At 54.3% G+C, this 11,153-nt stretch carries 8 protein-coding genes and 1 pseudogene; 3 read left to right on the forward strand and 6 right to left on the reverse strand.

All coding sequences use genetic code 11. From position 1 onward, the window contains the following. Window positions 1-37 precede the first annotated feature (37 nt). From asnB to nagB, 5 genes are all read right to left on the reverse strand, one after another. Window positions 38-1,702: an asparagine synthase B gene (gene asnB, locus ACJBF3_RS17085; protein ID WP_010428626.1), complete on the reverse strand. Its 1,665-nt coding sequence runs from the start codon at window positions 1,700-1,702 to the stop codon at window positions 38-40. A 248-nt stretch (window positions 1,703-1,950) separates the two neighbouring features. Beyond that, window positions 1,951-2,703, reverse strand: coding sequence for a ribonucleotide monophosphatase NagD (nagD, locus tag ACJBF3_RS17090; RefSeq protein ID WP_045325776.1), 753 nt, complete (start codon window positions 2,701-2,703; stop codon window positions 1,951-1,953). 45 nt (window positions 2,704-2,748) lie between these two features. Continuing rightward, window positions 2,749-3,969 (reverse strand): N-acetylglucosamine repressor, encoded by a 1,221-nt coding sequence (locus tag ACJBF3_RS17095; RefSeq protein WP_045325777.1) that lies wholly within the window; start codon window positions 3,967-3,969, stop codon window positions 2,749-2,751. An 8-nt stretch (window positions 3,970-3,977) separates the two neighbouring features. After that, window positions 3,978-5,126 (reverse strand): N-acetylglucosamine-6-phosphate deacetylase, encoded by a 1,149-nt coding sequence (gene nagA / locus ACJBF3_RS17100; protein WP_045325780.1) that lies wholly within the window; start codon window positions 5,124-5,126, stop codon window positions 3,978-3,980. 55 nt (window positions 5,127-5,181) lie between these two features. Further along, window positions 5,182-5,982: a glucosamine-6-phosphate deaminase gene (gene nagB, locus ACJBF3_RS17105; RefSeq protein ID WP_008501061.1), complete on the reverse strand. Its 801-nt coding sequence runs from the start codon at window positions 5,980-5,982 to the stop codon at window positions 5,182-5,184. 327 nt (window positions 5,983-6,309) lie between these two features. Here nagB and nagE point away from each other — a divergent pair, with 327 nt between their 5' ends. The 3 genes and pseudogenes from nagE to chiP form a co-directional block, all read left to right on the forward strand. Then, a complete protein-coding gene (gene nagE / locus ACJBF3_RS17110; RefSeq protein ID WP_045325782.1) occupies window positions 6,310-8,253 on the forward strand; it encodes a PTS N-acetyl glucosamine transporter subunit IIABC in 1,944 nt (647 codons plus the stop codon). A gap of 179 nt (window positions 8,254-8,432) precedes the next feature. Then, window positions 8,433-10,100 carry a glutamine--tRNA ligase gene (gene glnS / locus ACJBF3_RS17115; RefSeq protein WP_045325783.1) on the forward strand — a complete coding sequence of 556 codons (1,668 nt, stop codon included), beginning with the start codon at window positions 8,433-8,435 and terminating at the stop codon, window positions 10,098-10,100. Between the two features lie 446 nt (window positions 10,101-10,546). Beyond that, a pseudogene (chiP, locus tag ACJBF3_RS17120) lies at window positions 10,547-11,032 on the forward strand (chitoporin); the annotation flags it as partial. A 26-nt stretch (window positions 11,033-11,058) separates the two neighbouring features. On the opposite strand, the gene ACJBF3_RS17125 reads toward chiP, so the two are convergent. Then, the coding region (locus tag ACJBF3_RS17125) for an IS3 family transposase (protein WP_135717608.1) at window positions 11,059-11,153 on the reverse strand (95 nt) is incomplete at its 5' end.

Genomic DNA, 11,153 nt, shown 5'->3' on the forward strand with positions numbered 1-11,153 from the left:
AATCAGGCCCCGCAGGGCCTGAAGATGAAATGAGCGATTACTTGTAGGCGGACTGATGAACGCCGACCGCGCGTCCTGACGGATCGTTCATGGATTTGAAAGATTCATCCCATTCAATGGCTTTAGCGGAAGAACAGGCGACGGACGGACCGCCAGGCACACACTCCGCAGCACTTGGGACCGGGAACAATTCTTCAAAGATCTCGCGGTACAGATACGCCTCTTTCGAACCCGGCGTGTTGTACGGGAAGCGGAAGCTTGCGGTTTCCAGCTGTTGGTCAGAAACCTGTTTCGCCGCCACCTCTTTCAGGGTGTCGATCCAGCTATAGCCTACGCCATCGGAGAACTGCTCTTTCTGACGCCATGCCACGCTTGCCGGCAGGTAGGATTCAAAACATTCACGCAGGATATGTTTTTCCATTTTGCCGTTGCCGCACATCTTGTCCTGCGGGTTGATGCGCATCGCGACGTCGAGGAATTTCTTATCCAGGAACGGCACGCGTGCTTCAACGCCCCAGGCGGACATCGCCTTGTTAGCGCGCGCGCAGTCAAACATGTGCAGCGCCTGCAGCTTACGCACGGTCTCTTCGTGCAGCTCTTTGGCGTTCGGCGCTTTGTGGAAGTACAGGTAGCCGCCAAACACTTCGTCAGAACCTTCGCCGGAGAGCACCATCTTGATGCCCATCGCCTTGATCTTACGCGACATCAGGTACATCGGCGTGGAGGCGCGGATAGTAGTCACGTCATAGGTTTCAATGTGATAGATCACATCGCGGATCGCATCCAGGCCTTCCTGCACGGTGAAGTGAATCTCATGGTGCACGGTGCCGAGGTGGTTTGCCACCTCCTGCGCGGCTTTCAGGTCCGGCGCCCCTTCCAGGCCCACGGCAAAGGAGTGCAGCTGCGGCCACCAGGCTTCCGAGCGCTCCTGATCCTCCACGCGACGGGCCGCGAATTTCTTGGTGATCGCGGAGATCACGGAGGAGTCCAGACCGCCTGAGAGCAGCACGCCGTACGGGACGTCAGACATCAGATGGCTTTTCACGGAATCTTCCAGCGCCTGACGCAGCTCGGCTTTGTCCGTAACGTTATCTTTAACCGCGTCATAGTCGAACCAGTCGCGCTGGTAATACTGACGGATCTCGCCGTCTTTGCTCCACAGGTAGCTGCCTGCCGGGAACTCTTTAATGGTGCGGCAAACCGGCACCAGAGCCTTCATTTCAGAGGCAACATAGAAGTTGCCGTGTTCATCATGTCCCATGTACAGCGGGATAATACCGATATGGTCACGGCCAATCAGGTAAGCGTCTTTTTCGCTGTCGTACAGGGCGAAGGCAAACATGCCCTGCAGGTCGTCCAGGAACTCGGGTCCTTTTTCCTGATACAGCGCCAGGATCACTTCACAGTCAGAACCGGTCTGGAACGCGTAGCGGTCACCGTACTCTGCGCGCAGCGCCTGGTGGTTGTAGATCTCACCGTTGACAGCCAGCGCGTGCGTTTTTTTCTCGTTATACAGCGGCTGTGCACCGGCGTTGACGTCAACAATAGACAGGCGTTCGTGAGCCAGAATCGCTTTGTCACTGGCGTAAACGCCTGACCAGTCCGGTCCGCGATGGCGCATCAGGCGGGACAGTTCGAGTGCCTTTTTACGCAGTTCGCCCGCGTCAGTTTTAATATCCAGTACGCCAAAAATTGAACACATAACCTTCTCCGTTAACCCTGTTGCTTTGTAATGTTGCTTGCTTATGAAAATGCCGCAAAGGGGCAGGGCGCGCAAGCGTTTTACGGGTGAAAACGGAAATAGTGCAATGGCGGTTGCGGATCGGTGAAAAAAGCGTATGGCATGAGCGGTTTTATTGATGATTATGCAATGAAAGCGCTTTTTCGTTAGATGTGGCGGTGTTTTGCAGGCGAGAAAATAAAAAACCACGCCCTGGGCGTGGTTCGGTATCAGATAATGTCAATTTCATCGACGGAGGGGTAAATCCAGCTTGGCCGGAACGGCATCGCATCAATGTCATCAAGTTGAGAGACGCCAGAGAGAACCAGAATCGTCTCCAGACCCGCCTGGAAGCCGGCCAGGATGTCGGTGCGCAGGTTGTCGCCGACAATCACCGTCTCTTCTGAGTGCGCCTGCATCTTGTTGAGGGCGGCACGGACGATCCACGGGCTAGGCTTACCGACAACAAACGGCTGGCGACCGGAGATTTTCTCGATACCGGCGCACAGCGCGCCGCAGGCCGGGTAAAAACCGCGACCGTGCGTATCCGGGTTAGTGGCGATAAAGCGCGCGCCGCTGGCGACAAAGTAGGCCGCTTTATGCATCATTTCCCAGTTAAAAGAACGCGTCTCGCCGACAATGACGAAGTCCGGGTTCACGTCGGTAATGGTAAAGCCCGCTTTATACAGCTCGTGGATCAGCGCGCCTTCACCCACGACGTAGGCTTTTTTCCCTTCCTGACGCTTCAGGAAATCTGCCGTGGCCATCGCCGAGGTATAAAACACGCTGTCCGGCACGTCGACGCCCGCCGTAGCAAAGCGGTTTGCCAGATCCTGACCGGTCTGAGAAGGGTAGTTCGTGAGCAGAACCAGTGGCATTCCTTTGTCGATGATGCGGTGGAGAAACTCCGCAGCACCCGGCACGGCAACGTTATCGTGCATCAGCACGCCGTCGATATCACAAATTACATTCTTAATGGTCATGGACAGTCCGGCATCAAAAAAAGAAGGCGTTACTATAAGGTCCGATCAGCTTTCCAGCAAATGCTGCAGCAGAATTCCGTTGAGCATGGCGCGTTTCACCAGCGCGAACGCGCCGATCGCCGAGCGATGATCAAGCTTTGAACGCACCACCGGCAGGTTCTGGCGGAATGCTTTCAGCGCCTGGGTGTTAATGCAGCCTTCAATGGCGGGGAGCAGCACCTTTTCCGCCTCCACTATTTCACCGGCGATCACCACTTTCTGTGGATTAAACAGGTTAATGGCGATGGCGATGGTTTTCCCCAAATGACGGCCAACCTGCTCGATCACCTCGCAGGCCAGCGCGTCGCCTTTATTGGCGGCTTTGCAGATGGTGCCTATCTTGCAGTCGTCCAGCGTGACGCGGCTTTGGTAACCCTGTTCAAGGAGATGGCGAACGCGCTGCTCGATGGCCGTGTTGGCGGCAATGGTTTCAAGACAGCCGAAGTTGCCGCAGTGGCAGCGTTCGCCCAGCGGCTCGACCTGAATGTGGCCGATCTCGCCAACGTTACCGTTGCGACCAATAAAAATACGGCCGTTAGAGATAATGCCGGCGCCCGTTCCGCGGTGAACGCGCACCAGAATTGAGTCTTCACAGTCCTGGCTCGCACCAAAGTAGTGCTCCGCCAGCGCCAGCGAGCGAATGTCGTGGCCCACAAAGCAGGTCACCTTAAAACGTTTTTCCAGCGCCTCGACCAGCCCCCAGTTTTCCACCTGAATGTGCGGCATATAGCGGATCACGCCGCTTTCCGGGTCGACCAGGCCGGGCAGAATCACGGAGATGGCGATGAGTTCGCGGATCTTGCGCTGACAGCTTTCAATAAACGTCGCAATGGTATTCAGCAGCGCATGCTCCAGCGTCTCCTGGGTGCGCTCCGGAAGAGGATAGTGCTCTTCAGCGATGGCTTTACTGCTCAGATCGTACAGCGTGAGCGTGGTGTCATGACGGCCCAACCGGACGCCAATAGCCTGAAAATTGCGGGTTTCGGTAATAATGGAGATGGCGCGGCGGCCCCCGGTGGAGGCCTGCTGATCGACTTCTTTGATCAAACCGCGCTCAATGAGCTGACGGGTAATTTTTGTCACGCTGGCGGGAGCAAGCTGGCTTTGTTCGGCTATCTGAATCCGCGAGATGGGGCCGTGTTGGTCAATCAGGCGGTAGACCGCCGCACTGTTAAGTTGTTTAACGAGATCGACATTACCGATTTGAGCTTGTCCGCCAGGTGTCATACTTTTACTTACTCAGTGACGACCTCGTTACCATTAACGATGGTCTTAATAATTTTATAATCGTGTGTGAATGCCGTCAGGTTTGCAACCATACCTGGTGCAATTCCGCCGAGCTGTTTATCCACGCCAATTGCGCGAGCGGGATAAAGGGTCGCCATACGCAGGACTTCATCAAGCGCAATCCCGCAATGTTCAACCAGGTTACGCACCCCTTCAATCATGGTCAGAGAGGAACCGCTCAGCGTACCGTTTTCATCCACACACAGTCCATTGCGGTAGTATATTGTTTTACCGGCAAAAATGAACTGCTCAATATTTGCACCTGCCGGTGCGGTGGCATCAGTCACGAGACAAAGCTTGTCACCTTTCAGCCGCTTGGCGTTGCGAATGTTGGTGTAATCGACGTGCATGCCGTCCGCGATAATGCCGCAGTAAACGTCTGGCTCGTCCAGAATCGCGCCGACCAGACCCGGTTCACGCCCCGTGATGTAAGGCATGGCGTTATAAAGGTGCGTCGCAAAGGTAATGCCCGCGCGGAAACCGGCTTTCGCTTCTTTCAGCGTGGCGTTTGAGTGGCCTGCTGAAACGACAATTCCGGCGGCAGCCAGTTTGCTGATGACGTCCGTGCCGGTCATTTCCGGTGCCAGCGTGACTTTGGCAATCACATCGGCGTTAGCACACATGTAATCAACCAGCTCCGCGTCAGGCTTACGCACATAGTCTGGGTTATGCGTTCCTTTCTTGACCAGGTTCAGCCATGGACCTTCAAGGTGCAGACCGAGCGCCTGATTCGGGTGTTTGGCCAGATATTCGCGCATCACGCGGATACCCTGCTTCATCAGGTCATCACTGCTGGTGATGAGCGTCGGCAGATAGCTGGTGCAGCCCGATTTCTCGTTGGCTTTCTGCATGATCTCCAGCGTTTCGACCGTCACCGCATCCGCGGTGTCATTGAATTGCACACCGCCGCAGCCGTTCAGCTGTACGTCGATGAAACCGGGGGAGATTACTGCTCCATTGAGTGAGCGCTGTTCAATCTCCGACGGCAGTTCTGCCAGCGGGCAAACACGTTCAATCAGGCCATTCGCGATAACAATCGCATGGTCATCCAGAATTTCATGGCCGGTATAAATCCGACCGTGGGTTAAAGCGTACATATCGACCCCCGGTTAAAAAAAGCGGCCGCCTCTTGATGCAGAGGCGGTTATTCAATTACAGACCTTTGATGTTCTCGGCTTCTAACTCGTTGAAGTATTTCAGCGTCTTCACTTTCAGCTCCATCGTGGACGGCTCGTCGCAGACGATGACTGATTTAGGGTGCAGCTGCAGGCAGCTGATGGTCCACATATGGTTAACGTTGCCTTCAACGGCAGCCTGGAGCGCCTGCGCCTTCACGCCGCCCAGCACCAGAATCATCACTTCTTCGGCATCCAGCAGGGTGCCCACGCCTACGGTCAGGGCGTATTTTGGAACCTGGTTCACGTCACCGTCAAAGAAGCGGGAGTTTGCCACGCGCGTGTCATGGGTCAGCGTTTTAATACGGGTGCGGGAAGCCAGAGATGACGCCGGTTCGTTAAACGCGATGTGACCATCGTTGCCCACGCCGCCCATAAACAGGTGGATTTTACCGTAAGAACGGATTTTTTCTTCATACTGACGGCATTCTGCGTCAATATCAGGCGCGTTTCCATTCAGCAGGTTAATATTTTCAGCTGGGATATCAACGTGATCAAAGAAATTACGGTGCATGAAGCTATGGTAGCTTTCCGGATGGTCTTTCGGTAGGCCAACGTATTCATCCATATTGAAGGTAACAACATGTTTGAAGCTAACCTGGCCTGCTTTATGCATCTCAACCAGCGCCTTATAGGCGGTCAGCGGCGTGCCGCCGGTTGGAAGACCAAGAACGAAAGGACGATCCGCGGTCGGTTTGAACGCGTTAATGCGGTTAACGATATGGCGAGCGGCCCATTTACCGACTTGTTCAGCAGTTGCCAGGGGAATCAGTCTCATTGTTCACCTCGAAGTTTAAGTAGAAGAGTGGGCGGATGGCTTTCGGAACCGGATACTTAAGCGTAACCTGGAACCTTTCAGGCCGGATCGCTCCGCCTTGATTTTTTGAATGATAAAATAAGTTTTCGCTGTAAGCCAGTGTAAGGGAGGGTTGAATACGATATTTGGTGACAAAAATCACAAAAAATAGGTGTTTAATTTGCGATACGAATTAATTTTTTACACACTCAGACTGCCAGTGAATTATCAACGGTATCTATCGTTAGCGACACAATAAAAAACATAGTTTATGCGCGAGCCTGAAAAGGGTCTCGTAGGGGGAATAGGATGAATATTTTAGGTTTTTTCCAGCGCCTCGGTAGGGCTTTGCAGCTCCCTATCGCCGTGCTACCGGTTGCAGCGCTGCTGCTGCGATTCGGGCAACCCGATCTTCTTAACGTACCGTTTATTGCTCAGGCTGGCGGTGCCATTTTTGACAACCTGGCGCTGATTTTCGCCATCGGTGTTGCCTCAAGCTGGTCAAAAGACAGCGCGGGTGCCGCAGCGCTGGCAGGGGCAGTCGGTTATTTCATCCTGACGAAAGCGATGGTAACGATTAACCCAGAAATCAACATGGGCGTGCTGGCAGGTATCATTACCGGTCTGGTCGGTGGTGCGGTGTACAACCGCTGGGCGAACATTAAGCTGCCGGACTTCCTGAGCTTCTTTGGCGGCAAACGTTTCGTGCCGATCGCGACGGGCTTCTTCTGTCTGGTTCTGGCCGCTATCTTTGGCTACGTCTGGCCACCGGTGCAGCATGCTATTCATGCGGGCGGCGAGTGGATCGTCTCTGCAGGCGCAGTGGGTGCGGGCATCTTCGGTTTCATTAACCGTCTGCTGATCCCAACCGGTCTGCATCAGGTCCTCAATACCATCGCCTGGTTCCAGATTGGTGAGTTCACCAACGCGGCAGGCACGATTTTCCACGGCGACATCAACCGCTTCTACGCGGGTGACGGCACCGCGGGCATGTTTATGTCCGGCTTCTTCCCAATCATGATGTTTGGTCTGCCGGGCGCTGCGCTGGCAATGTACCTGGCTGCGCCGAAAGCGCGTCGTCCAATGGTCGGCGGTATGCTGCTGTCAGTGGCCATTACCGCATTCCTGACCGGCGTGACCGAGCCTCTGGAATTCCTGTTCATGTTCCTGGCTCCGCTGCTGTACCTGATGCACGCGGTGTTAACCGGCATCAGCCTGTTTGTGGCAACCCTGCTGGGCATTCATGCGGGCTTCTCCTTCTCCGCAGGCGCGATCGACTATGTGCTCATGTACAACCTGCCGGCGGCAAGCAAGAACGTCTGGATGCTGGTGGTGATGGGCGCGGCCTTCTTCGTCATCTACTTCGTCCTGTTCACCGCGGTTATTCGTATGTTTAACCTCAAAACGCCGGGCCGTGAAGATACCGCAGATGACGTAGTGACCGGCGAAGCCAACAGCAATACCGAAGAAGGTTTAACCCAGCTGGCAACCAGCTACATTGCCGCCGTTGGCGGTACCGATAACCTGAAAGCCATTGATGCCTGTATTACCCGTCTGCGTCTGACCGTGGGCGACTCTGCGCGCGTGAGCGACGCAATGTGTAAACGTCTTGGCGCATCGGGCGTCGTTAAGCTGAACAAGCAAACTATCCAGGTTATCGTGGGTGCCAAAGCGGAATCCATCGGTGACGAAATGAAGAAAGTGGTTGCTCGTGGCCCGGTCGCGGCGGCATCAGCCGACAGCGCGCCTGCTGCACCGGTCGCGAAGCCGCAGGCCGTGCCTAACGCCGTCACGGTTGCCGCTCTGGTCTCTCCGGTAACGGGTGACGTGGTTGACCTTGAGCAGGTACCTGACGAAGCCTTCGCCAGCAAAGCGGTTGGTGACGGTGTGGCGGTGAAACCAACGGATAAAACCGTGGTGTCCCCAGCGGCCGGTACCATCGTGAAAATCTTCAACACCAACCACGCGTTCTGCCTCGAAACCGAAAATGGCGCGGAGATCGTGGTCCACATGGGCATCGATACCGTTGCGCTGGACGGTAAAGGCTTTACTCGCCTGGTGGAAGAGGGTGCTGAAGTGGTTGCCGGGCAGCCGGTTCTGGAAATGGATCTGGACTTCCTGAACGCCAACGCACGCTCCATGATAAGCCCGGTGGTGTGCAGCAACATCGACGACTTCGGCGGTCTGGTCATCCAGGCGAAAGGTCAGGTTGTTGCGGGTCAGACCCCGTTGTATGAGATTAAAGGCAAATAATCGCTCCTGAGTAGAGTCATGCCTTAAGCGGCGGGGGATATCCTCCGCCGCTTTTTTTTGCAGCAAATGCCCCCATTATTTTCATCTGATACGTATTTTCCGTAACTAAGGGTTGTCACTACGTCCGGCTTATAAGATCATACGCCGTTATACGTTGTTTACGCTTTGAGGAATCCACGATGAGTGAGGCAGAAGCCCGCCCGAGTAACTTTATTCGTCAGATCATCGATGAAGATCTGGCCAGTGGTAAGCACACCACGGTTCATACGCGTTTCCCGCCGGAGCCAAACGGCTACCTGCATATTGGTCACGCAAAATCTATCTGCCTGAACTTCGGCATTGCGCAAGACTACCAGGGACAGTGCAACCTGCGTTTCGATGACACCAACCCAGCAAAAGAAGACATCGAATACGTTGAGTCCATCAAGAATGACGTGCAATGGCTGGGCTTCAACTGGTCTGGCGATATCTGCTACTCCTCTGACTACTTTGATAAGCTGTATGCCTACGCGGTAGAGCTTATCAACAAAGGTCTGGCGTATGTTGACGAACTGTCTGCAGATGAGATCCGTGAGTACCGCGGCACGCTGACCGCCCCGGGCAAAAACAGCCCGTTCCGCGATCGCAGCGTGGAAGAGAACCTGGCGCTGTTTGAAAAAATGCGAGCTGGTGGCTTCGAAGAAGGCAAAGCCTGCCTGCGTGCCAAAATCGACATGGCATCGCCGTTCATCGTGATGCGCGATCCGGTGCTGTACCGCATCAAGTTCGCAGAACACCACCAGACCGGCAACAAGTGGTGCATCTACCCGATGTACGACTTCACCCACTGCATCAGCGATGCGCTGGAAGGCATTACGCATTCCCTGTGTACGCTGGAGTTCCAGGACAACCGTCGCCTGTACGACTGGGTGCTGGATAACATCACCATTCCTGTGCATCCACGTCAGTACGAGTTCTCTCGTCTGAATCTGGAGTACACCGTGATGTCCAAGCGTAAGCTGAACCTGCTGGTGACTGACAAGCACGTTGAAGGCTGGGATGACCCGCGTATGCCAACCATCTCTGGTCTGCGCCGTCGCGGTTACACGGCTGCCTCTATTCGTGAGTTCTGCAAGCGCATCGGCGTGACCAAGCAGGACAACACCATCGAGATGGCCTCCCTGGAGTCCTGCATTCGCGAAGACCTGAACGAAAACGCCCCGCGCGCGATGGCGGTTATCGACCCGGTAAAACTGGTGATCGAAAACTATCCGCAGGGTGCGAGCGAGCTGGTGGCGATGCCTAACCATCCGAACAAACCGGAAATGGGCAGCCGTGACGTGCCGTTCAGCGGCGAGATCTGGATTGACCGCGCTGACTTCCGCGAAGAAGCCAACAAGCAGTACAAGCGTCTGGTGCTGGGTAAAGAAGTGCGTCTGCGTAACGCTTACGTGATCAAAGCCGAGCGCGTTGAGAAAGACGCGGAAGGTAACATCACCACCATCTTCTGTTCTTACGATGCGGAAACGCTGAGCAAGGATCCGGCCGATGGCCGCAAGGTGAAAGGCGTTATTCACTGGGTGAGCGCATCCCACGCGCTGCCGGTAGAGATCCGTCTGTACGATCGTCTGTTCAGCGTGCCTAACCCGGGTGCGGCGGAAGACTTCCTGGCCACTATCAACCCGGAATCTCTGGTCATCAAGCAGGGCTACGCTGAGCCGTCCCTGAAAGCGGCTGAAGCGGGCAAAGCGTTCCAGTTCGAACGCGAAGGTTACTTCTGCCTGGACAGCCGTTACAGCACGGCGGAAAAACCGGTATTTAACCGTACCGTCGGCCTGCGCGATACCTGGACGAAGATCGGCGAATAATATTGCTGCTCTGGTCAATGAGAGACAAACGCCGCACCATGCGGCGTTTTTTTATATAACGATCAGGGTATTAAGCCAGGGCCTGTAAAGGCGTCATAAAAATATCAGGTCAATGACGTGCTACTTATTTTCCAAAAAAAAGTTTGTATCATTACGAAAATCAAAAAGGTTATAAAAAAGAAAAGAGAACCCGCGTCTACTCCCTGAAATACCTGATAATTCCCCGCCATTTCTCGCCTCTCTGCAAATGTTACAAAGCACTACCAATTATGTGCACTTCGTCATAATCCTGACTTTTGCCCGCTGAAAAGCATTGATAATTCGCGTCGCGAAAAATAACCTAAAGACGGTAGTTAATTCGAGGGTATTTAAAACTACCCCTGACCATTTGGTCTTTTTTATTTACGCCGTTTCAGGCGTTTTAATTCGTCAAAGAGGAATAATCTATGCGTACGTTCAGTGGCAAACGTAGTGCGCTGGCGCTGGCTATTGCCGGTGTGACAGCAATGTCGGGCCTGGTGGTGACACCAGAAGCGAAAGCGGCAGGCTTTATCGACGATTCGACCCTCACGGGCGGTATCTATTACTGGCAGCGTGAACGTGACCGTAAAGACGTCACTGAAGACAAATATAAAACCAACCTTTCACACTCCACCTGGAATGCCAACCTGGACTTCCAGTCAGGCTATGCCGCCGACATGTTCGGTCTGGATATTGCTGCGTTCACCGCGATTGAAATGGCGGAAAACGGCGACAGCGGCCACCCGAACGAAATCGCCTTCTCCTCAAGTAACAAAGCCTATGATGAAGACTATTCCGGGGATAAAAGCGGTATCAGCCTGTATAAGGCGGCTGCGAAATTTAAATACGGCCCGGTATGGGCTCGCGCGGGCTATATTCAGCCAACCGGTCAAACGCTGTTAGCCCCGCACTGTACTGACCCCAAAAAGTTGGACAGTTAAACACGAGGCACATAGGTCTGGGTTCGATATTCAATTGGACTCAGACCTTTTAATTTCAGGCTAATTCTTCTGCTGTTGTAGTAGTCAATAT

Source organism: Enterobacter sp. PP-008-ECC_S150 (assembly GCF_045257065.1).
Taxonomy (GTDB): Bacteria; Pseudomonadota; Gammaproteobacteria; order Enterobacterales; family Enterobacteriaceae; genus Enterobacter; species Enterobacter chengduensis.

What these genes read in the sequence shown, in the direction of transcription:
- nagE (WP_045325782.1), top strand. Translation starts at nt 6,310, where the DNA reads ATGAATATTTTAGGTTTTTTCCAGCGCCTCGGTAGGGCTTTGCAGCTC.
- glnS (WP_045325783.1), top strand. Translation starts at nt 8,433, where the DNA reads ATGAGTGAGGCAGAAGCCCGCCCGAGTAACTTTATTCGTCAGATCATC.
- nagB (WP_008501061.1), bottom strand. Translation starts at nt 5,982, where the DNA reads ATGAGACTGATTCCCCTGGCAACTGCTGAACAAGTCGGTAAATGGGCC.
- nagA (WP_045325780.1), bottom strand. Translation starts at nt 5,126, where the DNA reads ATGTACGCTTTAACCCACGGTCGGATTTATACCGGCCATGAAATTCTG.
- asnB (WP_010428626.1), bottom strand. Translation starts at nt 1,702, where the DNA reads ATGTGTTCAATTTTTGGCGTACTGGATATTAAAACTGACGCGGGCGAA.
- ACJBF3_RS17095 (WP_045325777.1), bottom strand. Translation starts at nt 3,969, where the DNA reads ATGACACCTGGCGGACAAGCTCAAATCGGTAATGTCGATCTCGTTAAA.
- nagD (WP_045325776.1), bottom strand. Translation starts at nt 2,703, where the DNA reads ATGACCATTAAGAATGTAATTTGTGATATCGACGGCGTGCTGATGCAC.